Origin of the sequence: Cupriavidus sp. WGlv3 (genome assembly GCF_023952475.1) — a bacterium.
Classification (GTDB): Bacteria; Pseudomonadota; Gammaproteobacteria; order Burkholderiales; family Burkholderiaceae; genus Cupriavidus; species Cupriavidus phytorum.
The window spans coordinates 38825-62822 of sequence record NZ_JALHRX010000016.1 but is presented as its reverse complement, the minus strand read 5'-3'; the positions used below and the strand labels follow the sequence as shown (position 1 = coordinate 62822).

Annotated in this window: 24 protein-coding genes; 12 read left to right on the top strand and 12 right to left on the bottom strand. The window is 68.7% G+C overall.

What is annotated here, in order from left to right:
• The first annotated feature begins 43 nt into the window (after positions 1–43).
• Positions 44–1078, top strand: coding sequence for a putative 2-aminoethylphosphonate ABC transporter substrate-binding protein (locus tag MKD38_RS22975; protein ID WP_252680366.1), 1035 nt, complete (start codon positions 44–46; stop codon positions 1076–1078).
• An 87-nt stretch (positions 1079–1165) separates the two neighbouring features.
• Here the strand turns inward: MKD38_RS22975 and MKD38_RS22970 are convergent, their stop codons facing one another.
• Positions 1166–1489 carry a PadR family transcriptional regulator gene (locus tag MKD38_RS22970; protein WP_252680364.1) on the bottom strand — a complete coding sequence of 108 codons (324 nt, stop codon included), beginning with the start codon at positions 1487–1489 and terminating at the stop codon, positions 1166–1168.
• Between the two features lie 491 nt (positions 1490–1980).
• Here MKD38_RS22970 and MKD38_RS22965 point away from each other — a divergent pair, with 491 nt between their 5' ends.
• The 3 genes from MKD38_RS22965 (at position 1981) to MKD38_RS22955 (ending at position 3524) form a co-directional block, all read left to right on the top strand.
• Positions 1981–2910 (top strand): DMT family transporter, encoded by a 930-nt coding sequence (locus MKD38_RS22965; protein ID WP_252680362.1) that lies wholly within the window; start codon positions 1981–1983, stop codon positions 2908–2910.
• Between the two features lie 76 nt (positions 2911–2986).
• Positions 2987–3211, top strand: coding sequence for a type II toxin-antitoxin system RelE family toxin (locus MKD38_RS22960; protein ID WP_252680360.1), 225 nt, complete (start codon positions 2987–2989; stop codon positions 3209–3211).
• The gene (locus tag MKD38_RS22955) at positions 3195–3524 is read left to right on the top strand and encodes a helix-turn-helix domain-containing protein (protein WP_252680358.1); all 330 of its coding nucleotides are present in this window, start codon (positions 3195–3197) and stop codon (positions 3522–3524) included. Before MKD38_RS22960 ends, MKD38_RS22955 begins: the two co-directional genes overlap by 17 nt.
• 13 nt (positions 3525–3537) lie before the next feature.
• Here the strand turns inward: MKD38_RS22955 and MKD38_RS22950 are convergent, their stop codons facing one another.
• The 4 genes from MKD38_RS22950 to MKD38_RS22935 all read right to left on the bottom strand — a co-directional run bounded on the left by MKD38_RS22950 (position 3538) and on the right by MKD38_RS22935 (position 7471).
• Positions 3538–3795 carry a hypothetical protein gene (locus tag MKD38_RS22950; protein WP_062804044.1) on the bottom strand — a complete coding sequence of 86 codons (258 nt, stop codon included), beginning with the start codon at positions 3793–3795 and terminating at the stop codon, positions 3538–3540.
• Positions 3796–3840: 45 nt separating this feature from the next.
• Positions 3841–4329 (bottom strand): ferric iron uptake transcriptional regulator, encoded by a 489-nt coding sequence (gene fur / locus MKD38_RS22945; protein WP_112776291.1) that lies wholly within the window; start codon positions 4327–4329, stop codon positions 3841–3843.
• A 505-nt stretch (positions 4330–4834) separates the two neighbouring features.
• Positions 4835–6442, bottom strand: a complete 1608-nt coding sequence (gene ggt, locus MKD38_RS22940) for a gamma-glutamyltransferase (RefSeq protein ID WP_252680492.1) — start codon at positions 6440–6442, stop codon at positions 4835–4837.
• 45 nt (positions 6443–6487) lie between these two features.
• Complete coding sequence (locus MKD38_RS22935; RefSeq protein WP_252680356.1) at positions 6488–7471, bottom strand: Bug family tripartite tricarboxylate transporter substrate binding protein; 984 nt, start codon at positions 7469–7471, stop codon at positions 6488–6490.
• 121 nt (positions 7472–7592) lie between these two features.
• Here MKD38_RS22935 and MKD38_RS22930 point away from each other — a divergent pair, with 121 nt between their 5' ends.
• The 3 genes from MKD38_RS22930 to MKD38_RS22920 all read left to right on the top strand — a co-directional run bounded on the left by MKD38_RS22930 (position 7593) and on the right by MKD38_RS22920 (position 9611).
• The gene (locus tag MKD38_RS22930) at positions 7593–8558 is read left to right on the top strand and encodes a LysR family transcriptional regulator (RefSeq protein WP_252680354.1); all 966 of its coding nucleotides are present in this window, start codon (positions 7593–7595) and stop codon (positions 8556–8558) included.
• Positions 8559–8777: 219 nt separating this feature from the next.
• A complete protein-coding gene (locus MKD38_RS22925; protein ID WP_252680352.1) occupies positions 8778–9128 on the top strand; it encodes a hydroxyquinol 1,2-dioxygenase in 351 nt (116 codons plus the stop codon).
• 63 nt (positions 9129–9191) lie between these two features.
• Positions 9192–9611 (top strand): organic hydroperoxide resistance protein, encoded by a 420-nt coding sequence (locus tag MKD38_RS22920; protein ID WP_252680351.1) that lies wholly within the window; start codon positions 9192–9194, stop codon positions 9609–9611.
• 92 nt (positions 9612–9703) lie between these two features.
• Here MKD38_RS22920 and MKD38_RS22915 read toward each other — a convergent pair whose 3' ends face one another.
• Positions 9704–10414, bottom strand: a complete 711-nt coding sequence (locus MKD38_RS22915; RefSeq protein WP_252680349.1) for an SDR family NAD(P)-dependent oxidoreductase — start codon at positions 10412–10414, stop codon at positions 9704–9706.
• Between the two features lie 230 nt (positions 10415–10644).
• Between MKD38_RS22915 and MKD38_RS22910 the strand changes: the two genes are divergently transcribed.
• Positions 10645–11556, top strand: a complete 912-nt coding sequence (locus MKD38_RS22910; RefSeq protein ID WP_183298843.1) for a LysR family transcriptional regulator — start codon at positions 10645–10647, stop codon at positions 11554–11556.
• 9 nt (positions 11557–11565) lie between these two features.
• On the opposite strand, the gene MKD38_RS22905 is transcribed toward MKD38_RS22910, so the two are convergent.
• The 3 genes from MKD38_RS22905 to MKD38_RS22895 form a co-directional block, all read right to left on the bottom strand.
• Positions 11566–12030: a RidA family protein gene (locus MKD38_RS22905; protein WP_252680347.1), complete on the bottom strand. Its 465-nt coding sequence runs from the start codon at positions 12028–12030 to the stop codon at positions 11566–11568.
• A gap of 145 nt (positions 12031–12175) precedes the next feature.
• Positions 12176–12925 (bottom strand): creatininase family protein, encoded by a 750-nt coding sequence (locus MKD38_RS22900; RefSeq protein WP_252680345.1) that lies wholly within the window; start codon positions 12923–12925, stop codon positions 12176–12178.
• Between the two features lie 50 nt (positions 12926–12975).
• Complete coding sequence (locus MKD38_RS22895) at positions 12976–14262, bottom strand: MFS transporter (protein ID WP_252680343.1); 1287 nt, start codon at positions 14260–14262, stop codon at positions 12976–12978.
• A 226-nt stretch (positions 14263–14488) separates the two neighbouring features.
• On the opposite strand from MKD38_RS22895, the gene MKD38_RS22890 reads away from it, so the two are divergent.
• The gene (locus MKD38_RS22890; protein WP_252680341.1) at positions 14489–15406 is read left to right on the top strand and encodes a LysR family transcriptional regulator; all 918 of its coding nucleotides are present in this window, start codon (positions 14489–14491) and stop codon (positions 15404–15406) included.
• Positions 15407–15600: 194 nt separating this feature from the next.
• On the opposite strand, the gene MKD38_RS22885 is transcribed toward MKD38_RS22890, so the two are convergent.
• Positions 15601–16299 (bottom strand): hydrolase, encoded by a 699-nt coding sequence (locus MKD38_RS22885; RefSeq protein ID WP_252680339.1) that lies wholly within the window; start codon positions 16297–16299, stop codon positions 15601–15603.
• Positions 16300–16639: 340 nt separating this feature from the next.
• Here MKD38_RS22885 and MKD38_RS22880 point away from each other — a divergent pair, with 340 nt between their 5' ends.
• Genes MKD38_RS22880 through MKD38_RS22870 form a run of 3 tightly spaced genes read left to right on the top strand, consistent with a single transcriptional unit; the run spans position 16640 to position 18923 of the window.
• Positions 16640–16936: a DUF3649 domain-containing protein gene (locus MKD38_RS22880; protein ID WP_252680337.1), complete on the top strand. Its 297-nt coding sequence runs from the start codon at positions 16640–16642 to the stop codon at positions 16934–16936.
• Positions 16936–18576, top strand: coding sequence for a PepSY-associated TM helix domain-containing protein (locus MKD38_RS22875; protein WP_252680335.1), 1641 nt, complete (start codon positions 16936–16938; stop codon positions 18574–18576). Before MKD38_RS22880 ends, MKD38_RS22875 begins: the two co-directional genes overlap by 1 nt.
• Entirely contained in the window at positions 18573–18923 is a 351-nt protein-coding gene (locus MKD38_RS22870; RefSeq protein WP_252680333.1) for a DUF3325 domain-containing protein, read from the top strand. Before MKD38_RS22875 ends, MKD38_RS22870 begins: the two co-directional genes overlap by 4 nt.
• A 33-nt stretch (positions 18924–18956) precedes the next feature.
• On the opposite strand, the gene MKD38_RS22865 is transcribed toward MKD38_RS22870, so the two are convergent.
• A complete protein-coding gene (locus MKD38_RS22865; RefSeq protein ID WP_371925734.1) occupies positions 18957–23405 on the bottom strand; it encodes a response regulator in 4449 nt (1482 codons plus the stop codon).
• A 167-nt stretch (positions 23406–23572) separates the two neighbouring features.
• The gene (locus tag MKD38_RS22860) at positions 23573–23998 is read right to left on the bottom strand and encodes a PRC-barrel domain-containing protein (protein WP_062804057.1); all 426 of its coding nucleotides are present in this window, start codon (positions 23996–23998) and stop codon (positions 23573–23575) included.

Below are 23998 nucleotides of genomic sequence, written 5' to 3'. Positions count from 1 at the left end.
CTGCACTGCCCGACACACTGACCGATTCCAAAGGAGGAAACCAATGTCCCGCATCACCCGCCTTTCCGCGGCCATTGCAACCGTGGCCGCCGCCACGCTGCCGCTGCTGGCCGGTCACGCCGCCGCCGCCACCGTGCTGACCGTCTACACCGCGCTCGAAGCCGACCAGATCGCCGCCTACAAGGCCGCGTTCGAGAAAGTGCATCCCGATATCGAGATCAAGTGGGTGCGCGACTCCACCGGCATCGTCACCGCCAAGCTGCTGGCGGAAAAGGCCGCGCCGCGCGCCGACGCGGTGTGGGGCCTGGCCGGCTCCAGCCTGGCGATCCTCGACAAGGAAGGCATGCTCGAACCGTACGCGCCGAAGAACCTGGCCGCGATCGATGCCAAGTACCGCAGCCCGGCCAACCCGCCGGCATGGGTCGGCATGGACGTGTGGGGCGCGGCGATCTGCTTCAACACGGTCGAGGCGCAGAAGCAGGGCCTGCCCAGGCCCGCCTCGTGGGCCGACCTGACCAAGCCGGTCTATGCCGGCAAGGTGGTGATGCCGCATCCGGCTTCGTCGGGCACGGGCTTCCTCGACGTCAGCGCATGGCTCCAGATGATGGGCGAGCAGAAGGGCTGGCAGTACATGGATGCCCTGCACAAGAACATCGGCCTGTACACCCACTCGGGTTCCAAGCCGTGCAAGATGGCCGCGCAGGGTGAGTTCCCGATCGGCATCGCGTTCGAGTACCGTGCCATGAAGTCGAAGAAGGAAGGCGCGCCGATCGATATCGTGCTGCCCAGCGAAGGCCTGGGCTGGGACATCGAGGCGACCGCCATCGTCAAGGGCACCAAGCATCTCGACGCGGCGCGCAAGCTGGCCGACTTCTCGGCGTCGCGCGAGGCGATGGCGCTGTATGAAAAGAACTTCGCGGTGCTGGCCGTGCCGGGCCTCGCCAGGCCCGACGCGCTGCTGCCGGCGGACTACGAGAAGCGCCTGATCAGGAACGACTTCCGCTGGGCCAGCGATCACCGCGACCGCATCCTGGCCGAATGGAGCAAGCGCTACGAAGGGAAGGCGGAGAAGAAGTAAGGCCGTTGGGCCGGGCGCCGCGGCGCCAGCAGCTGCCCGCAGAAACGGGTACGCCGGCGCCGCCGCCGGCGCCGATTCCGGCCCAGTTCAGGTGGAGCGTTGCGCGTGGTCGGTCGCGGGCAGGCCGGCGTGCAGGCGGCGGTAGAGTTCGTCGATGCGCTGGCGGCTGGCCTGCAGTTCTTCGCGGCCGCGTTCGGTCAGCAGGTAGACCCGGCCGATGCCGTCGCGCAGCACGCTTTCCAGGTAGCCTTCCATTTGCAGCGCGCGCAGCAGCGGACGCACCGAGCCGATATCAACCTGGAAACCGTATTCCAGCAGCATGTCGGCCAGCATGGCCACGGTGGCGGGGACTTCCAGCGCGAATTGCAGGACGTAGACGCGGGCCAGCAGGCCCAGGAACTGTCGTTTCATGTGGACTGGCAACGCGGCCGACGCCGCGCCGGTTGACGCAGGATGCAGGCAATGTGATGCCTGCAGCCCGCAAACAGGGATGTTGCCTGCCGGTGTGCCGGGCAGCGCGCATTTTACCGGAACAAAAAAAGAAGCCGCCAGGAGGCCTGGCGGCTTGTCGGGAATGCGTCGGAGGGGTCAATTAACTCTGGCGCAGACCAGATTTTAATTTAATCGAATGCGGATTGTCACGCGTCGGAAACACGTCCCCTCCTGCGGGGGGTGACGACGAAAGCTCGCAGTAAGAATGTGACGCCTTTATATGACATTGTGCCGCAAACGGCGCTCAAACTTCAGGTAGATCCGCCAACCTGTCGCCAATCCCGCAGGTTGCTCCTGCCCCGGATGAGCGGCTAGCGGGCCACAGGTCCGAATCCGGCTTGCGGTCAGCGCCGGCCCGGCGTCCAATGCGGCATCGCTGATCTTGCCGGCGAGTGCCCCTCGCCTGACCGATGAAACCGCTCGACCTACTCCGCCTGCTGGCTCTGGCCGCCCTCTGGGGCGGCAGTTTCCTGTTCATCCGTATCGGCGCGCCGGTGCTGGGGCCGGTGCCGACCGCCTTCGTGCGCGTGCTGATCGGCGCACTGACGCTGGCGGCGTGCCTGCCGCTGCTGGGCCTGCGCTGGAACATGCAAGGCAAATGGCCAGCTGTGCTGGCGCTGGGCGTGGTCAACTCCGGCATTCCGTTCGCCATGTACGCCGTGGCGGCGCTGTGGCTGCCGGCCGGTTACTCGGCGGTGTTCAACGCCATGACCCCGCTGATGGGCGTGGCGATCGGCGCCATCGCCTTCTCCGAACCGCTGACGCGCGCGAAGGCGATGGGAGTGGTGCTTGGGGTGGCGGGGGTCGCGGTGCTGACGCGCACGGGGCCCGTCGCCTTCTCCACGGAAGTGCTACTCGGCGCGCTGGCCTGCCTGTTCGCCACCGCCTGCTACGGGCTTTCGGGCTTTCTCGCGCGGCGCTGGATCACGCAGCGCGGCGGGCTCGACAGCCGGCTGGTCGCCGCCGGCAGCCTGGTCGGCGCTGGCGCCTTCCTGCTGCCTTTCTGCGTCGCGGCGCTGTGGCGCCACAACACGCTGCCCGACGCCGGCGCCGGCGTCTGGGCGGCCATGCTGGGCCTGGGCACGCTGTGCACGGCGCTGGCCTACATCCTGTATTACCGGCTGATCGCCGACCTGGGTCCGGTGCGCTCGCTCACCGTCACCTTCCTGATCCCGCCGTTCGGCATCGTCTGGGGCGCGCTGTTCCTGGGCGAGGCGCTGTCATGGGCGCATGCCGCCGGCGGCGCGCTGATCGGCATGGCGGTGTGGCTGGTGTTGCGGCCCGGGACGGCAGTACAGACCGGAACCCGACAGGCTGCAGGCGCTGCCGCGCACCGGTGAGCTGGGCCGTGTGAGAAGAAACTTATAATTCAGCCGGATCGCGCTACAAAGCTTATAATTTCCTTATATTCGAGTGATGAACTCGATATTTTGGACGGCAAGCGCCTCGAAACAGGTCCGACGACTCGACAAGCCGGTGCGCGTCACTATCGTGGATGCGGTGGAAGCCTTGGCATACATGCCGAACTGCCAGCACGTCAAAGCGCTGGTCGGTCATGCCCGCGTACTGTTCAACTGGGACGGTGCGATACGAATCGTGGAAATTCAGGAAGTCAAGAGACGGGATGAACGCACCTACTAACATCCAGACGATCGTCGGGGCGGACGGCAAGCCGGCCTTTGTCGTGATCCCGTACGGCGATTACCTCACGCAATTTGCCCAAGTCGCGGACCTGATCCCGCATGCCGTGGTCCGGCGCGTGCTAATCGATGACGTACCCCCGCTGCGTGCCTGGCGCGAACATCTTGGCCTGACGCAGGCGGAAGTCGCCGCGCGGCTTGGCATCTCGCAGCCTGCCTACGCACAGCAGGAAAACAGTGCCCGCCTGCGCAAGACATCGCGCGGACGGATTGCCGCAGCGCTAGGCATCACGGTGGCACAACTCGATATCTGACTGCGCGGCCGGTTCAGGCCTGCGCGGCGGTGCCTACGTTGTACTGCTCGCGCACCATCATCACCACGCGACGGGCCTGGCGCCAGTGGCGCACGGCGTCGGCTTCGCTGCGTTCGGGAAAATCGACTTCGGCGCTCCAGTTGCAGCCGGTGTGGTCCGGGCGGTGCACGCACACCGCGCGCAGCTGGCAGTCCTGGCAGCCGGGTTCCTGGCGCAGGCACAGGTTGATCAGGTGCTTCAGTTCGGACAAGGGTTTGGTCAGGCGCTCCATGAATGGCTCCGTCAGGCGCGCAACATGCGGCGAGGGGCGGCGGAATCAGGCGCTGGCCGGCAGTTCCGGCACGCGCTCTGCGTCGGCGGCGTCGGCACGGCATTGCGGGCACACGCCATACAGCACCAGCATATGCTCGCGCAGCACAAAGGCGTTGTCGGCGGCGACCTGGCGCTGGCGCTGCTCGATGCTCTCGTCGCGGAATTCCTCCACGCGGCCGCACGCCACGCAGATCAGGTGGTCGTGGTGACCGCCTTCGTTCAGTTCAAATACGGCGTGGTCCGACTCGAAGCTGTGGCGCAGCAGGATATCGGCCTGCACCAGCTGGTTGAGCACGCGGTAGACCGTCGACAGCCCGGCATCCTCGTCCTGCGTCAGCAGGATGCGATAGACATCTTCCGCGCTCAGGTGGCGTCTGGCGCTGGTGCGGAACACTTCGAGGATGCGCATCCGCGGCGACGTCGCCTTCAGGCCGGCGCGCTTGAGATGGATCGGGTTGGTGCTCTCGGATGACATGGCGGATGGCATAGGCATGCTGCGGCTGGCGCCCCGCAGTCAGGGCGGCGCCCGGCCTGGCGCCGCACGGGGCACGGCGTCAGTGGCTTGGCGGAATTTCAGGCGGGAAGCGCCAGGGCCGGCCGGGCGCTGGCGCTCCCGTCCCTGGCGGCGCGACGTGCCTGCACGGCGCGCGGAATAAAAAGGTGGCCTGGCTTGCCGCCGGAAGACGCGATCGGGAAAGCGGGGTCTGGTTGCTTTCCCGATCTTCCGGAGACTGGCTACTACCAAACGCTCCGCGTGACGGAGCGGTCCCCACAAAAGTCGGTATCGAAGGCCGCGGGGGCGGCATCCGGAAATCTGTCATGCCTGCCAGCGCTGGCTGCCGTCGCGTGCCGCGCGGTGCCAGACGGGCCGGGCTGCCCGCTTCGTCCGGTGCTTGTTTCGGTACACCGTGCGTCAGGCAGTGATCGAATGGTAAATGGGAATCGATCTCATTTCAAGGAAAATTTTCGGTGGGGCTGATTTTGGCCTGTGATGCCTCTCAGACGATCTCCGTCTCCAGCGCCACCCCGTCTCGCCCTGGGTCCGCGCCGCCATCGAGGTTCCCGTCCGCCAGCCGGATCGCATGCACCCAGGCAATGGTGTAGTTGTACGGATTGCGAATCACCTCATAGCCTTGCGCTTCCAGTTCCGCGGTCAGATAGCGCGGAATCCGGTTGCACACGTCGATGGCGTTGCTGGTCGACGAGAAGCGCGGCGCCGACACGGCCGGCTGCATCGCCATGCCGAAATCCACCACGTTCAGGATCGCCTGCAGCACGCCCATGGCGATCTGCGTGCCGCCGGGCGCGCCGAGCACGATCTCGGGCTTGGCGTCGCGGAACACGATCGAAGGGCAAGATGAGGTGAAGCGCCGCTTGCCCGGCGCGATGCTGCCGGCGCGTCCCGGGCGCGGATCGAACACGCCCATGCAGCCGTTGTGCAGGAAGCCCAGCCCCGGCGTCATCACGCCCGACGGCATCGCCAGCGAATGCGTCAGTGCAATGCAGTTGCCCTCGCCATCGACCACCGACAGGTGCGTGGTATCGCGCGGCACCACATGGCCGGGATTGACGCGGGCAATGTCGAACTTGTCGCCGGCGACGATGCGTGCGGCCAGCTCGCCGGCATAGCCCTTGTCGAGCAGGTGTGCCAGCGGCACGTCAACAAAGGCCGGATCGCCGACGTGCAGGTCCTTGTCGCGGGTGGCCGCCTTCATCGCCTCGCAGACGATGCGCAGGTATTCCGGCGTGTTGTGGCCGATCCGCGCCAGGTCGAAGCGCTCGAGGATGTTCAGCATCTCGATCAGCATCACGCCGCCGCCCGGCGGCTGGTTGGTGGTGATGGTGCGGTCGCGATAGGTGCCGGTCAGCGGCGCGGTGCGCTCGACTTGGTAGTCCGCCAGGTCCGCGCGCGACAGCAGTCCGCCGTTGGGCTCCATATCCGCGACGATGCGCCCGGCGATATCGTGCAGATAGAACGCATCCGCGCCTTCGCGCGCAATCTGCTCGAGCGTGTCGGCAAAGTCGGGATTGCGCAGCGGCGTGCCGATGGTCTTGGGCGATCCGTCTTCGCGGCAATAGAGGCGCCGGCCATCCGCGCTGAACGCGAGGCGTTCCCGGTTGCTGGCGCGCCCCAGCGTGCCTTCGTCGATCCAGAACGCATACATGCCCGGCCGCACAAAGTAGCCGTCGCGCGCCCAGCGGATCGCCGGCGCAATGACTTCCTGCCAGGGCAGCCTGCCGTAGCTGCGGTGAATCGCCTCCAGCCCGCGCAGCGTGCCCGGCGTGGCGATCGACTGGTAGCCGATGTCGTTGAGCCGGTCCTTGACGAAGAAGCCGAAGCCGTCGCGCGCCTCGCCTTCCAGCTGGTCGGCCCACATGTGCGGCGTGGCGCGCGCCGGTGCGGTGGCGTGGAAGTCGATGTACTCGTGCGCCTGGTGCGACGGCATATACACCGCGGCGGTGCCGAACCCGGCGATGCCGCACATCAGCGGATCGACCACGGTCTGGGCAAACGCGCAGGCGACGGCGGCGTCCGCCGCATTGCCGCCGGCCCGCAGGATTTCGATGCCTGCTTCCGCCGCTTCGGGTTGCGGGCAGACGACCATGCCTTTTTTCATTGTGACCTCGGGATCTGGTGTGTTGGATGGGCTTCAGTTGGCGCGCAGGTTCAGGTCGCCGATGGCGTCCTTCCACTTGACCGTGTCGCGCGCGGTCAGCTCGGCCAGCTTGCCGACCGGGCCCGGCATCGGCGTGACCTGCATCGCGCGCAGCTTGTCCACCACCACCGGATCCGACAGGAATTTCTGCGTGGCCGCATGCATGCGCCGGATCGGCTCCGCCGGCGTGCCGGCCTTGGCGGCGATGCCCGACCAGCCGATGTCCTCGAAGCCCTTCAACCCGATTTCCGGCGCCGCCGGTACGTCCGGCAGGTCCGGCACGCGTTTCGCGGCAAACACCACCAGCGGCACCAGCTTGCCGGCGCGGATCTGCGGCAACGCGGTGCTGAGCACCGGCGCCATCACCTGTGTTTCGCCCGAGACCGTCGCGATCACGCCATCAGGCTCGCCCTTGTACGGAACGTGGGTCATGCGCAGGCCGCGCTGCTTGAGCAGCATCTCGACCACCAGATGGGTCGAATTGCCGAGTCCCGACGAGGCGAAATTGATCGCACCGGGTTTGGCACGCGCCGCTTCAGTGAGGTTGTCCAGCGTGCGCAGCCCGGTCTGCGGATTGGCCACCAGCACGAACGGCACGTTGGTCAGCGTCGCGACCGGCGTGAAATCCTTCTCGGGCGAATAGGCCAGCGGCGCGTAGGCGAACTTGTTCAGCACCATCTGCGACACGCCCGCCAGGAACAGCGTGCAGCCGTCCGCGGGTTGCGCCAGCACTGACTTGGCGGCGATGACGCCGCCAGCGCCGGGCTTGTTTTCCACCACCACCGTGGTGCCGAGTTCCTTGCCGGCATGCTCGGCCCACATGCGGGCGATGGTGTCGGTGCTGCCGCCGGCCTGCTGGGATACCACCAGGCGGATGGGCCGGTTCGAGCCTGCCTCGCCGCAGCTCCATGCGGGCACGGCCAGGCCCAGGCCGATTGCCGCCAAGGCCAGGTGCGAAACAACTGAGAGTTTCTTCATAGGTAGAAAGCCTGAGAACAATGTGAGGAAGCTGAGAAGGCCCGGGAACTCCTGCGCATTATTGAATTGGCTTACCATGAGCGCCAGTGAATTGTTCCGATAGATGTATTAGTAAACACTCATGACTGATCCTGCGGATAGCGTGGCCTGGGCGCGCCGGTTGCGCATGCGGCATCTCGAATCTTTCCTGATCCTGCTGGACGCCGGGACGCTGTCGGCGGCGGCGCAGCGGCTGCACATGACGCAGTCGGCGATGTCGCACTGGCTGGGCGAGATGGAAGCGCTCGCGGGCGCACGGCTGCTGGTGCGCGGGCGCCGGCTGCAGCTCACGCCGGCCGGCGACGCGGTGCGCAAGCTGGCGCTGCGCGTGCTGGGCGAGGTGTCGCGCGCGCATGAAGAACTGGGTTCGATTGCCAAGGGCGCGGTGGCGCGGCTGCACGTAGGCAGCGTCTTTGCCGGCGTGGCGCACCTGGTGCCGCGCGCCATCGTCAGCTTCCAGCAGGCGCAGCCCAACGTGCAGATCGAGGTCACGGAAGGCGTCTTCAATACCTTGCTGGAGCGGCTGGAGCGGCGCGACTACGACGTCATCGTCGGCTCCATCGACGCACGCGCCTATGGCCCGCACCTGGCACACGAGGTGCTGTTCGAGGACGGCATCGGCGTGGTGGTGGCACGGCATCACCCGCTCGCGGGGCGCCAGCGCATTGACTGGCGCGACCTGTTCGCCTTCCCCTGGGTAATGCCGCCACGCGAGACGCTGATGCGAACCCGGCTCGACACCGTGCTGCTTGAGCGCGGCGCGGCCGGGCTGCAGCCGCGCGTGGAAACCGGTTCCGTGCTGACGCTGGAAGCGGTGTTGCGCGGCACCGACTACATCGGTGTCTGTTCCGGCGCGATGGCGCGCCACCTCGAAGCGCTGGGGCTGCTGCAAGTGCTGCCGGTGGCCGACGCCGAATCGTTCGGGCCGGTGGGCGCGGTATGGCGCCAGGGTGGCGCGGGCGAGGTCGTGCATGCGTTCGTGCGCAGCCTGCGCGAGCAGGCCGCTCGCCTGGGGCTGGAGGAAGGGCAGGGCACAGCCGCCAGTTAGCCGGCGCGATGCCTGCGCGAGGCCTGCGCGTTACCCGCCACTTTGTACCGCTTTGTATCCGGCTTCGGCTGCGACACGGCGGCTGACAAATGCGGCCCGCATCGGCTACATGGCCGATACACCGGTCACCTTAAATACGTTCCGTGGCCGCGGCGTCGGATACCCCGAAAGCGAAAGCCGGCCCGCTCAACCTTCAACGTGAACTTAAGGAAACCGATCATGACTACCCAAATCGCCCGCCGCTTTGTCTTCGCCCTCGCCCTCGCCGCCGCCGCTGCCGGCGCGCAGGCTGCCAGCTTCTCCGCCGCCGGCGCACGCGACCCGTTCACCGACGGTGCCCGCAGCGCGGTGGACGCCCGCGACCCGTACAGCGAGGGCGCGCGCTCGGTCCAGGAGCCGCGCAGCCCGTACAGCGACGGCGCCCGCGGCATTGACCCGTTCAGCGACGGTGCGCGCAACGTCGATCCCTACACCGACGGCGCCCGCTCCGTGGCCGGGCTCGACCGCAGCGGCGTGTCGGCGGACCCCGCGCGCAGCGTCGATCCGTATCTCGACGGCGCCTACGCCTGAGCCGTGACGGCCGGCACGCCGGCCTGCTTCCTCACCACCAACACCATTCAACAGGAACCAGACATGACCCGTATCGAGAAAGTGCTGTACACCGGCAAGGTCCACATCACCGCGGGCGGCCGCGACGGCGAGGCGCGCAGCGATGACGGCCGCCTCAACCTGCAGCTGTCACGACCAGGATCGCCCGGCGCCGGCACCAACCCCGAGCAATTGCTGGCGGCGGGCTGGTCGGCCTGCTTTATCGGCGCGATCGGGCTGGCCGCCGGCAAGCGGCAGGTCAAGCTGCCGTCGGACCTGTCGGTCGATGCCGAGGTCGACCTGGGCACGGCGGGCGACGCCTACCTGCTGCAGGCCCGGCTCAATGTCAGCATTCCCGGCATCGAGCGCGAGCTGGCGCAGGCACTGGTCGATACCGCGCACCAGACCTGCCCTTACTCCAAGGCGCTGCGCGGCAACATCCACGTCGAGACCCGGCTGGTCTGAAGCAAGGGGCTGCCTCATCGCGAGGCAGCCCCCAATCCTGCATGTCATGACCGCGGCAGCCCTGGGCTGCCGAGGTCGCTTGCCGCGCGTGGTCAATGGCCGGCGCTCTGCCCGCCGTCGACGTGCAGGATCTCGCCGGTAACGAATGGCGCCGAATCCAGGTACAGCACGGCGTCGACGATATCGCGCATCTCGCCCATATGGCCCATGGGGTGCAGCGCGCCCAGCGCCGCGTGGGTCTCGGCCGGGTGCATCGGCGACTTGATGATGCCGGGCGAGACGGCGTTGGCGCGGATGCCGGTGCGGGCGTATTCGATCGCCAGCGACCGGGTGGCAGCATTGAGGCCGCCCTTGGTCAGCGACGCCAGCACCGATGGCACCCCGCTGAGGGCATGGTCGACCAGGCTGGTGGTGATGCTGACCACGTGGCCGCTGCGCTGTTTCTCCATCTCGGCGATGGCCAGTTGCGTGATATGGAAAAAGCCCGCCAGGTTGATGCCGGTGACCGCTGCATAGTCCGCGCCGGTATAGCTGGTGAACGGCCTCGCGACGAAGATGCCGGCGTTGTTGACGAGCGTATCGATCCGACCGAACCTGGCCACTCCCTCGGAGACGACGCGGCGTGCGGTGGCCGGGTCGGCCAGGTCTCCGGCGACGGCCAGCAGGTCCTGGTCGTCGGACGGACGGATGCTGCGCGCCGTGGCGACGACGCGATGGCCGCGTTCGCGGAAGGCCTTGACCAGTTCCGCGCCGATGCCCTGCGATGCGCCTGTGATGACGACGACTTTCTGTGCTGCACTCATGTTTTCACCTCGATGTAGGTTGGTCCGGCTGGCGTGCCGATCGGGCCCGCGGCGCCGATGGGTTCCAATCTAGAGGCTCGGGTCGGGCTTTCGAAGGCACCGGCCGGACAAACAGTTATGCGTGTCGCGTACTAATGCACGGGCGCGTCAGTCGACTTCGGCGGGGCGCGAACCTATGATGGCGACTGCCCCGGATACCGGGCGAGGTCCGTCACCAGCAGGGGGAAGCAATGAAACGCCAATTCGATGACCTCCAGCTCGGCAGCATCGAACTGTTTTGCCTGGCCGCGGAACTGGGCAGCTTTACCGCGGCCGCGGTCGCCGCCGGCGTGACGCCGCCCGCGGTCAGCCGTACCGTGCAGCGATTGGAAGAGCGGCTGGGCGTGCGGCTGTTCGTGCGCACCACGCGGCAGATCCGCCTGACCGACGAAGGCCGCCTGTACTTCGAGCAGAGCCGCGCCGCGCTGGCGCAGCTGGTCGATGCCGAACGGCAGATCGGCGGCCAGCACGCGACGCCGGCCGGGCGGCTGCGTATCAGCCTGCCGACGCCGTATGCCCACTATCGCGTCCTGCCGGTGCTGCCGGCATTTCGGGCCCTGTATCCGGAGGTCCAGATCGATGTGCACATCAGCAACCGCAATGTGGATTTCGCCGATGACACCTATGACCTGTGCGTGCGCGGACGCGCGCCGGATGACTCGAACCTGATCGCGCGCAAGCTCGAAGACGCCGAGCTGGTGGTGGTGGCGGCGCCCGCGTACCTGCGGCAAGCCGGCACGCCGCAATCGCCGGAGGATCTGCTGCGGCATGAATGCATCCAGTTCGAGCGTCCCAGCAGCGGACGCAGGATTCCCTGGACCCTCCGGGTCGACGGCACGGAAACCGATATCGTGACGACCGGCTCGTACACGGCGTCGGAGGATATCCTTGGCGGCGCCACGCTGGTGCGCGCCGGCGCCGGCCTGTTCCAGACCTATCGCTTCGTGGTGGAACAGGACCTGCGCGACGGCACGCTGGTGGAGGTGCTGCGCGAATACGGCGGCAGCGCGCGCCCGTTCGTGCTGCTATACCCGTCCGCGCGCCATGTCACGCGACGGGTGCGGGTCTTCGTTGACTTCCTGCTCGAAAAATTCTCGGCTTAGCAGTTCGGCTCATGCCGGCCGGATCTGGGCGATGACCACCAGGATCACGGCCGCGTTGCCCGGCTGCTGGAAGTGCGAAGAGATCGTGCGCGCGTGGCCGGCCTTGTCACCCAGCACGTCGCGGAACAGGTCCGACGCCGCGTCGAGTACCGCGGGTTGTGCGAACCAGCCCGGCGCGCTGGCAATGTGGCCGTCGACCCGCACGATGTGGTCGAGCCGCGCAAAGCCGCCCAGATGCGCGTCGATCTGCGCCAGCACATTGAGCGCGGCCAGCTCGGCGGCACGCCTGCCTTCGTCGACGCTCAGATCTTTGCCGACCTGGCCCTGCCAGATCACCTTGCCGTCCTGCAGCGGCAACTGCCCGGAAATAAACAGCAGGTCCCCGGCCTGGCTGACCGCGGTATAACTGCCCAAGGGTTGAGGCGGTTGCGGTAGCGCCAGGCCGCGCGCTGCGAGTCGTTGCTGGACAGACATGGTGGCTCCCAATCCAAAGGTGTCGTGGCTCACACGGCAGACTCTATGGGCTCGCCGGCACGCGATAAAGCCATCTGCGGGAACAGCACTTGATACATGACGTAACCAGTCCCGGCCGCAGCCAGCCATACGCCTGGCCGCGATCTCAGTCCGGCATCGGTTCGCGGCCGAACGCGTCCAGTTCCCGGACCAGGCTCTGCGCCGCCAGCCGGACCAGCGCGGCACCCTTCTCGGCCGTTGCCAGTCCGGGGTCCGAGCCGATGCGGCCGTCCGGGTAGCGCGCGCGGAAGTCCAGCGCCTCGCGGATGGGGCCGCTGGGGGCGATCCGTGGCGCATAGTCGGCATGCTTGCGCGCATCCGGAAAGGCCCACTGGGTGATCGCGATTTCGGAAGGCGTGGCGTGCGAGCCGTGGCCGCTCGGGAACTGGTCGCGCGCCAGCTCGCCCACGCCAGGCAAGTCCCACCAGTTGCACAGCTTCAGCGCAAAGCCGGCGCGGCGCCTGGCGAAGCTGGCTTCGGCGTAGAGTTCGGAGAAGGCTGCGTCGATCGAGGCAACGTTGCCGCCATGGCCGTTCAGGAACAGCAGCTTCTCGAAGCCATGCCCCGCCAGCGAGCGTACCCAGTCGCCGATCGCGGCGATGAAGGTCGACGGACGCAGCGAAATCGTCCCGGCGAACGCCAGGTGATGCTGCGCCATGCCGATATTGAAAGTCGGCGCCACCAGGATATCGGCCTGCTTTTCCGCCTCGCCGGCAATGATTTGCGGGCACAGCCAGTCGGTGCCGAGCAGACCGGTCGGCCCATGTTGTTCGTTCGAGCCGATGGGGATCACGATGGTACGGCTGCGGGCCAGGTATTGCTCGATCTCCGCCCAGGTTGAAAGATGAAGTTGCACGGGAGCTCCTTGGTGAGTGATGGTCGGGGTCACGGCGGCGCGATACCGCATCAGCGGCGCGCGGGCAGCTTGTTGCACAGGATGATGATGGCCGCCAGCAGCGGCAGCGCGGCCATCATCAGCATGCCGAGATGGAGGTTGCCGGTCGCGGTCTTGGTCCAGCCGATGGTGGCCGGTCCCCAGAAGCCGCCCGACAGGCCGATGGTGTTGATCAGCGCAATGCCGCCCGCCGCCGCCGGGCCCTGGATGTATTCGGCCGGCATGGCCCAGAACACGGTGTACGCCATCCACAATCCCATGGTGGCGAGCGTCAGCAGCACCAGCGTCGCCACCAGGTTGCCATCCGCCAGCACCGAGGCGGCCAGCAGCATGGCTGCCGCCAGTGCGGGCAGCGCGCAGTGCAGGCGCCGCTCGCCCGAGCGGTCGGACTTGCGGCCCATGTAGTACATGCCCAACGCCGCCGCCACGTAGGGGATGGCCGCGTACCAGCCGAGCCGCACGGTATCGTCCACGCCCTGCGCCTTGATCATGGTCGGCAGCCAGAAGCTGATGGCGTAGATCGCCGCGATGATGCAGAAGTAGGCCAGCGCCAGCACATAGACGCGCGGGTCGCGGGCCACGGCGCCGAAGCCATGCTTGTGCGCGGCAACCGACCCCAGTTCGGCTTCCAGCAAGCGCCGTTCGGCGTCGCTGAGCCAGCTCGCCTGCGCCGGGCGGTCCGGCACCAGCGACATCGCCAGCATGCCGAGCAGCACGCAAGGCAGGCCCTCGACCAGGAACATCCATTGCCAGCCGGCCAGTCCGCCATAGCCCGCCAGCGCGGTCATCAGCCATGCCGACGCCGGCCCGCCGACGATGCCGCCGATCGGTCCCGCCAGGAACACGATGGCGATGGCGCGCGCCATGCGTTGCGGCCCGTACCAGCAAGACAGGTAATAGATCATGCCGGGCGCGAAGCCGGCCTCGAACACGCCGAGCAGGAAGCGCAACGCGTAGAACGTCGGCACGTCCCGCACGAACACCATGCAGGCCGAGGTCAGCCCCCACAGCACCAGGATCCGGCTGAAGGTCTTGCGGGCCCCGACCCGCGGCAGCATCAGGTTGCTCGGCAGTTCGAACAGCACATAGCCTACGAAGAAGATGCCGGCGCCCACGCCGTAGGCCGCGTCGGAAAAGCCCAGGTCGCTTTGCATCTGCAGCTTGGCAAAGCCGACATTGACCCGGTCCAGGTAGGCGAACAGGTAGCAGACCAGCAGAAAGGGCAACAGGCGCCAGTTGATCCGGCTGTAAAGGCTGGAAGCGCCTTCCATGGCGCCCGCGGTAGGGATGGCTAGCATGCTCGCTGTCTCCGGTTTGATTGCGGCTCGGTGGGGCTTCATTGGTGCCCTCGTGAGCTGAATCCTGGCAGCCGGGGCCACGCTGGCAAACAGCAACTCGGGACACACTTCGTTCTGTTCCGGGCAACGCACCGGTCCAGGTGGCCCACGCTGCCCGTGGCAAGCAAGGCGAGGCGCGTTCGGGTATCGTTACCGCTGCGGAAAAACGGCGGAACAGGCGTTCGACATGCGAGAGATCAATCAGCAGCGGCTGCGATACTTCCGTGAAGTGCTGGCGCACGGCACCATCCGCGGCGCGGCGGACAGCCTGAACACCTCGCCCTCGGTGATCACGCGGCAGATCCGGTTGCTGGAGGAAGAACTCGGCGCGCTGCTGTTCGAGCGCGAGCCACGCGGGCTGCGGCCTACCGCCGCGGCGGCGCACCTGCTGGAATTCTGGCGCGGCTACCGCTCGCACCAGGAGAAGCTGGAAGACCAGCTGCACGCGCTGCAGGGGCTGCAGCAAGGCGAGGTCAGGCTGGTCCTGAGCGAGGGCTATGTCGACCTGCTCGTCAACGAGGTGCTGGCACGGTTCTGTGCGCGCCATCCGCGCCTGGATATCCGCATGGACATCCTCGCGGTCGATGGCGTGCTGGAGGAAGTGGCGGAAAGCCGCGCGCATATCGGCCTGGCCTACAACCCGCCGCCGCACCCGCGCATCGAATACCGCGCGAGCGCGGCGCAGCCGGTGGTGCTGCTGGTCAGGCCCGACCACCCGCTGGCGCTGCGCGGCGGCGCGGCCAGCGTCGCCGACCTGCAGGCCTATCCGCTGGCCATGATGCCGGCGTCGTTTGGCGTCGGCCATGCCTTGCGCATGGTCGAGTTCGCCGAAAACGTCTCGATCCGCGCGACGCTGGTCAGCAACTCACTGACCGCGCTGAAGCAGTTCGTCGCCTACGACCAGTACATGACGCTGATCGGCGAATTCGCCGCGTACCGCGAGATCGCGGCGGGCACGCTGGCGGTGGTGCCGCTCGACCATCCCTTGTTTCTGGGCACGCAGGCCCGGCTGCTGGTGAAGGCCGGGCGACCCCTGCCCGCGGCAGCGCTCGAACTGCTCGACCATATCGGCCGGCATATGTCGATGTTCGCGCGCCAGCGCTAGCAGGTAGCCGGACCGCGGTTGCGCCGTCTTGCCGGCGACGCCCGCGCCGCTCAGGCAAGCGTCTGCGCGACCATGGCCGCGGCGGCCAGGCTCGAGGTGCCGACGGCCAGCCAGCATCCGAGCAGCAGCGCGCCATGGGCGAGGCTTCGGCTTGGGTTCATGGTGTGCTCTCCTGTCCGATGCTGGCTGCGGGATCAGCGCTCGATCACCGGTGCGTGGACCGGGGCGATCGACGCGTGCGGCGTGGCGGTGCGTTGCGCCACCTTGTGCACCATGGTGTAGGCGTAGTCGATGCCCATGCCGTAGGCGCCCGAGTGTTCCTTGGCGATGCCGGTGACGGCGTCATAGGTGTCGCGGTTCTTCCAGTCGCGCTGCCACTCCAGCAGGACCTGCTGCCACGTCACCGGTACCACGCCGGCCTGGATCATGCGCTGCATGGCGTAGTCGTGCGCTTCCTTGCTGGTGCCGCCCGAGGCGTCGGCAACCATGTAGATCTCGTAGTCGCCTTCCAGCATCGCGCTCAGCGCGAAGGTGGTGTTGCAGACTTCGGTCCACAGCCCGGCCACCACCACCTTCTTGCGGCCGGCGGCCTGCAGTGCGTCGCGCACCTTCTGGTCGTCCCACGAATTCATCGAGGTGCGCTCGAGGGTCTGCTTGCCGGGAAACACGTCCAGCAACTCGGGGTAGGTGTAGCCGGAGAACGAATCGCTCTCGACGGTGGTGATGGTGGTCGGCACGTCGAACACGCTGGCCGCCTTGGCCAGCCCGATCACGTTGTTCTTCATGGTCTGGCGGTCCATCGACTGGACCCCGAAGGCCATCTGCGGCTGGTGGTCGATGATGATCAGTTGGCTGTTGCGCGGGGTCAGGACTTCAAGCTTGGCGTTCGACATGATGTTCTGCTAAATGATTCAAAATTGTTGATAGTTGGTAGCGGCGCTGTTTGTTGTATTGCGCTGCCATGTACAGAACTATAGCGAATGCCGTGATGATTTCTGCTGACATGCATTGTCAGTGTTATTCAAAAAAATTGATAAATAAATCGCGGTGCTCGCCTGGCGGCAGGCCGGGATTGCCTTGAGGTTGGAAATGCGAATTGTTATCATTTGTGGTCGTTCCCTGCCCGCATCGCGCCATGCCCGCCGCTTCCTTCGCCGCTTGCCGTCTTTGTCCACTCAGCCACGCCGCTCGCGCTGGTAATGCCGCCGCACGTGCGGCGCTGCGGGTGCCGGCGTGAGCAAGGCGCTGCAGGCGAGCGGGTGGCGCTATCGCGCGGGCGTGGGCGTGCGCGCCGTTGCCGCCATTGCCGGCGGCTATGCGCTGGCCGCGCTGGCCACCGCGGTGCTGGCGCGCTATCTGCCGATGGCGCGGCACGATGCCGTGACCACGGCGACGCTGCTGTCGTTCGCCATCTATGCCGGCGCGGCGGTCTGGGTGTTTGCGGTGCGTAGCGCCTGGCGCGCGTGGGCGGGCCTGGCGCTGCCGGCCGCGTTGCTGTCGGCCATGCTGGCGCTCGGGCGGGGGGCGTGATGCGCACGGGATTCAGGCAGTCGATGGCATGGCTCCACACCTGGAGCGGCCTGCTGGTGTGCTGGGTGTTGTTCCTGATGTTCTGCGGCGGCACCGCCAGTTACTACAAGGAAGAGATTTCGCTGTGGATGCGGCCGGAGCTGCATCGCACCGCGCCCGCCGATGCCGCGCGGGTGCCGGCCGCGCAGATGGCGCAGAACGCCCTGCGCTATCTGGAGCGCGAGGCGCCCGATGCCGCCCGCTGGATCATCACGCTGCCGGATGCGCGGCGCGACGCGGTCAATGTGCTGTGGACCTACAAGCCGGGGCAGGCGCCGCGCGATGCCGACGGCAAGCCGCGCCGCTTCGACACGCGCCTGCTCGATCCGGCCACCGGCGCGCCGCTGCAGGCCGCGCGCGAGACCCGCGGCGGCGAGTTCCTCTACCGGCTGCACTTCGACCTGCATTACATGCCGGCCAAGTGGGCGCGCTGGATCGCGGGCTTCTGCGCCATGTTCATGCTGGTGGCGATCGTCAGCGGCGTGATCACCCATCGCCGCATCTTTGCCGACTTCTTCACGTTCCGGCGCCGCAAGGGCCAGCGTTCCTGGCTCGATGCGCACAACGCGCTGGCGGTGCTGCCGCTGCCGTTCCACCTGATGATTACCTACACCGGGCTGGTCACGCTGCTGTTCATGTACATGCCGTGGGGCGTCGAGGCGGCATACGGCGGCGACCTGCGCGCGTTCCAGGCGCAGACCAGGCTGCGCCCGCTGCCGCCCAAGGCCGCGGGCACGGCCGCGCCGCTGGCAAGCGTGCCGGACATGATGGCGCAGGCCGGGCGCGCGTGGCAGGGCGGGCAGGTGCGTCGCATCGTGGTGGGCCTGCCGGGCGATGCCAACGCGAGCGTGACCCTATCCCGCGCCGAGCCCGCCACGCTCTCGCACGATCCGCTCGCGCTCGAATTCGCGGGTGCCAGCGGCGCCCTGCTGGGCGCGTATGCCGAAGACAAGTCCGCCGCCGAACTGACGCGCAGCGTCATGACCGGCCTGCACATCGCCAGCTTTGCATCCCCCGGCCTGCGCACGCTGTTCTTCCTGTGCGGGCTGGCGGGCTCCGCCATGGTTGCCACCGGCGCCATCCTGTGGGCGGTGCGCACGCGCCAGCAACAGGCCAAGGCGATCGCGGCGCGGGGCCGGCCGGGGTTCGGGCTGCGCCTGGTCGAGGCGCTCAACATCGGCGCCATCGCCGGCCTGCCGGTGGCCTTTGCCAGCTATTTCTGGGCCAACCGGCTGTTGCCGGTGGCAATGGCGCAGCGGCCCGAGGCCGAGATCCGCTGGTTCTTCATCGCCTGGGCCGCGTGCGCGCTGCTGGCGCTGTGCCGGCCCACGCGTGGCATGTGGTGCGCACAGTTGTGGGCGGGCGCGGCGTTGTTCGGCGCCATCCCGCTGCTCAATGCGCTGACCACCGGCTCGCACCTCGGCGTGACGCTGCTGCAGGGGCGCGGCCCGGCCGCCGTGGCCGGCTTCGACCTGGTGTCGCTGGCGCTGGGCCTGGCGCTTGGCGCCGCGGCCCGGTTCACGGGCCGCCGCCAAGCCGTGGGCGCACGCGTGGCATCGCGCCCGCGCAACGTCGCCGCTACCACGCAGGAGGCCGCATGAACGCGCTGGCTGGGTTCGCGCTGTCGCTGGCCGGGTTTGCCGCGCTGGCGCTGTCGCTCGAGCGCCATCATGCCGATATCCATGGCCGCGGCAGCATGCCGTCGCGCGGCGCGGTGGCGCGCTTGCGCCTGGCCGGCGCGGTGGCGCTGGTGCTGGCGTGGGGACTGCATATCGCCGCGCAGGGCGGGCCGATGGGCACGGTGTCGTGGGTAGGCACGCTGACCGCCAGTGCCATCGCCGTGGCGCTGGGCCTGTCCTATGCGCCCCGCGCGGTGCGGCGCCTGCTGCCCGGCGTGGCGCTGATCGGACTGGCCGGCGCGGGCGCCGCCTGGTTGCCTGCCGGCTGAGCGGCGGCGCCTGCCGCGGGTGCCGCGGCGCGCTCAGCTAGCCGCTTGCGGCCGGCCGGGCGCTTCGGCCCGCGCGGCATCGCCCCGGATCTCGCCAACGACATCGCGCAGGACCTCGAGCAGCGTCTGCGGCGGATAGGGCTTGCGCAGCACCGCCACCGCGCCCAGCGCGGCGCGCTGTGCCGGCGTCAGCTCCAGCGCGTAGCCGGTGGCGAACACCACGCCCAGCCCCGGATGGCGCGCGTGTGCTGCCAGCGCCAGGTCCACGCCGGAATCGCCGGCCAGCGCGACGTCGGTCAGCAGCACGTCGACCGCGTTGCCGGCCAGCACGGCGAGCGCCGCGTTTTCACTGTCCGCTTCCAGCGCGTGCACGCCATAGGCGCGCAGCACTTCCGCGGTGCCGGCGCGTACCAGCGTGTCGTCGTCGACGCACAGCACGCGCAGCGGCGCGGCGTCCGGCGCGTGGCCCGCTGGCACCAGGTGCTGGCCCACCGCGGCCGTCGCGGCGCGCTGGCTGCGATTTGCCAGCACATGGCGCACCTTGCGCGCCAGCGCCTCATGGGTGTAGGGCTTGCTGAGCAGTTCGATGCCGGCATCGAGGCGTCCGTCATGCACGATGACGCTGTCGGCATAGCCCGAGGTGAACAGCACGCTTACGTCCGGCAGCCGTTCGCGCAGCTTGCGCGCCAGCTCCGTGCTGCGCAGCGGGCCGGGCATCACCACGTCGCTGAACAGCAGGTCCACCGGCACGCCGCGCTCGACGATGGCCAGCGCGCTGTGCGCGTCGCGCGCGCGCAGCACGTGGTAGCCCAGGCTGGCGAGCATCTCGACCACCGTGGCGCGCACGTCCTCGTCGTCTTCCACCACCAGCACGGTCTCGCTGCCGCCGCGCGCCGCGCCCGCGTCCAGTTCGATATCCGGGTCCTCGTCCTCAAGCACGCGCGGCAGGAACAGCGTGACCGTGGTGCCGCGCCCGGGCGCGCTGGAGATCTTCACGTGTCCTTCGGACTGACGGATAAAGCCATACACCATGCTCAGGCCCAGGCCGGTGCCCTGGCCTTCCGGCTTGGTGGTGAAGAAGGGCTCGAACACGCGTTCCTGCACCTCGGGCGGCATGCCCACGCCGGTGTCGGTGACCGACAGCAGCGCGTATTGCGTCGGCGCTGCCGCCGCCGCTTCGCCCGTGGCTTCGCCCGGCCGCGCATTGCGCGCCGCGATGGTCAGGCGCCCGTGGCCTTGCATGGCGTCGCGCGCGTTGATCGCCAGGTTCAGCAGCGCGTTCTCGACCTGGAACGGATCGACCAGCGTGTTCCACAGGTCGGGCGCGACCACGGTTTCGACCTCGATGCCGTCGCCCAGGGCCCGGCGCAGCATCTCGTCCAGCGTGCGCACCAGCCGGCCCAGGTTGACCACCCGGGGCGCCAGCGGCTGGCGCCGCCCGAACGCCAGCAGCTGCGATGCCAGCTTGGCCCCGCGCGCGACGCCGGCCAGCGCATTGCGCAGGCGCGGCCCGGCGCGGTCATCGCTGGCGAGGTCGCGTCTCAGCAACTGCAGGTTGCCGCCGATCACCTGCAGCAGGTTGTTGAAATCATGCGCGACGCCGCCGGTCAGGTTGCCGATCGCCTCCATCTTCTGCGCCGTGCGCAGGGCCTCGTCGGCGTGGCGCAGCGCGGCCTGCGCTTCGCGGTCGCCGGTGACGTCGCGGCCGACGCCGTGGATATGGCCGTTGGCCGGATCGACCGACAGCGTCCAGGCCAGCCAGCGCAGCCCGCCGTCGGCGCGCTGCTGCCGGCATTCAAAGCGCACCGGCACGCCATCGTGGCGCAGGGCGTCGAGCTGCGCGCTGGCGCCGGCGAGGTCGTCGGGGTAGATGAACGATAAGTAAGCGCGTCCCAGCACCTGCTGCGGCGCGTGGCCGAGCGTGCGCGTCCACGCGGGACTGACCCGCTGCAGGCAGCCATCGAAGCGCGCCACGATCAGCAGGTCTTCGCTCAGCTCCCACAGCCGGTCATGGTCGGCCACGGCCTGCGCGACGCGGCGCTCCAGCGAGGCGTTGAGTTCCTGCAGGCGGTGCTCGGTGGCGCGGCGCAGGGTCGACAGCCGCAGGTTGCTGGCCACGCGCGCCAGCAGCTCGCGCGCGGAGAAGGGCTTGACCAGGTAGTCGTCGGCGCCGCTGCCCAGGCCGCTCACGCGCGCCTCCTCGCCGGCGCGGGCCGACAGCAGCAGCACCGGCGTGTCGCTCAGCGCGGCATCGGCGCGCAGCGCGCGCACCAGGCCAAAGCCGTCCAGGCGCGGCATCATCACGTCCGACACCACCAGTGCCGGCGCGTGCGTGCGTGCCAGCGCCAGCGCCGCCTCGCCGTCGGCGGCCACGGCGACGCGATGGCCGGCGGCGCCCAGCAGGCGGCGCATGTAGTCGCGCAGGTCGTCGTTGTCGTCCACCACCAGCACCAGGGCGCCGGCATGCGCCGCATCGCTGGCTTCGGCTTCGGCTTCGGCGGCAGCTTGCGCGGAGGGCAAGGGAAGCTCTTCCGCCGCCACGGTGGTTGCCGGCGGCATCTGCGCCTGCGGCCAGCGCAGCGCGGTTTCGACATAGGCGCGCGCCTGCGCGCTGCTGGCCGGGGGCGCGGCGTCAGCCTCGGTGACCATCTCTGTGGCAGCATCCGTGGCCGCGTCGGCGCCGGCCGGCAGGCGCACCGTAAAACAGGTTCCCGCGCCGGGCGTGCTCTGCACGTCGATGATGCCGCCGTGCAGCCGCACCAGCTCCTGCACCAGCGCCAGGCCGATGCCGCTGCCTTCTATGGTGCGGCCCTGCGCGCCTTCGACGCGATGGAAGCGCTCGAAGATGCGCGGCAGTTCCGCTGCCGGGATGCCGATGCCGGTGTCGCGCACGGTCAGCGCCACGGCGTCGTCGCCCTGCGGCGCGACGGCCACGGTGATGGTGCCGGCGAAGGTGAACTTGAAGGCGTTGGAGACCAGGTTCAGCACGATGGTCTCCCACATGTCGCGGTCCACCGCCACGGCGCGCGCCAGCGGCGGGCACAGCGGCGGGCAGTCGACCCGCAGCGTGATGCCGGCCGCTTCGACGCTGGCGCGGAACAGCGAGGCCAGGTCCGCTGTCAGCGCGGCCACGTCGGTGGGTTGGCGCCGCATCGTCACGCGGCCGGACTCGATCCGGGAGAAATCCAGCAGTGCGTTGACCAGCTTGAGCAGGCGCAGCCCGTTGCGATGCGTCATCTCCAGCATGGCGCGGTCCTCGCCGGGGCCGGCGCGGCGCACGAGCTCTTCGAGCGGGCCCAGCATCAGCGTCAGCGGCGTGCGGAACTCATGGCTGATGTTGGAGAAGAACGCGGTCTTGGCGCGGTCGATCTCGGCCAGCGCCTCGGCGCGCTTGCGCTCCGCCTCATAGGCCAGCGCCGAGTGCATGGCGGCGCCGATCTGCCCCGCCGCCAGCGTCAGGAAACTGCGGTAGCGCTCGTCGAACAGGCGAAACGGATTCAGGCCCACCACCAGCACGCCGCGATGCGAGGCGCTGCCCGATGGCGCCACCTCGATCAGGGCCGCGCGCGACGGCGGCACGCCCCAGGCGCCGCCCGGCAGCGGCACGGCGAAGCGCTCAGCCAGGCGGTCGAGCAGCACCGGCTGCTGCTGCGCCAGCACTTCGGCCACCGGCCACGGCCACTGCGCGTCCAGCGCGATCTGCGCTGGCGCGCCCGGGTGGCCGTCATCGATGCCGATGGCGCCGGCGCGCTGCAGCGTGCGCGCGCCGGGCTCGGCGATGTAGAGCAGCGCGAACACGATGTCGCGCAGGTCGGACGACAACGCCGCCATGGCGCGCTCGCAGGCGTCGCGCCACGCGCGTGCCTCGCTGGCCGAAGCCGCCACGTCGCGCAGCACGTTGAGCTGGCGCTCGGCCAGTACGCGCTCGGTGTCGTCGCTGTTGGCACAGATGATGCCGCCGGTGCCGCCGTGGTCGTCCGGCACCGGGCTGTAGGAGAAGGTGTAGTAAGTCTCCTCCGGGTAGCCGTTGCGCTCCATGATCAGCAGCTTCTGCTCGACGAAGGTGCCTTCGCTGCCGGTCATCGCGGTCGCCAGCAGCGGGGCGATCTCGGGCCAGATCTCGCGCCAGACCACCGACGTTGGCTGGCCCAGCGCGCCGGGGTGCTTGCCGCCGATGATCGCCTTGTAGGCGTCGTTGTAAAAGAAGTGCAAAGCCTCTCCCCAGCCAATCCAGATCGGCTGGCGCGAGGTCAGCATGATGCGGATCGCGGTCTGGAGACTGTGCGGCCAGCCTTGCGGCGCCCCGAGCGGGGTGGCGCCCCAGTCCAGGCCGCGCATCAGCGCGCCCATCTCGCCGCCGCCGGCGAGAAAGCCGGGCATGTCGGCGGGCGGGGCGGGCGCTGCGCTGGCGCCGGCAGTTGCGGTTTCGCCCGGGGGCGGCGGGGATGGCAGGGGCGTCATGCTGGCGGCGGGTGTCCTCATGGTCGTCTCTCGGGCACGCCGGCCCCGGCGTCCGGCCCGCGCGTCTTGGCAGACTGTGCCTAGGCTTGCCGTGCAATGCAAGCGGGCCGCGAGGCGCCTGTCGCGGCGCACTCGCGGCCCTGGTTCGCAGCCGTGCTGCGATCGGCTTACTGCGGGCTACTGCGGACTTACAGCGGCGGAGAGACCCAGTACGGGTCGCGCCCGTAGTATTCGTGCAGCGACTTGCCCCACTGCGGGTCGGCCATGCTCGGCCAGCTGTCCTTGTTGAAGCCCGGCGCAGACTTGATCCGGTCCGCCGTCACGGCGATCCGGAAGCACTTTTCGTCGGTATCCATGACCAGCGCGTTCCACGGGATGGCGTGCAGCGTGTCGCCCATGCCGAGGAAGCCGCCGGTGGTCAGCACCGCATAGGCAATGCGGCCGTGCGGCACGTCCAGCATGATCTCGGAGATCTTGCCGACATGTTCGCCATCGGACGAATAGGCCTTGGTGCCATCCAGGCTGGAAGCCGCCATCACTTCCGGGCCCGGGCCTTCGCCCACGCCGGAACCGACGATGGCTGCGCCTTGACTGCTGGGAGGTTGGGTTTGCAT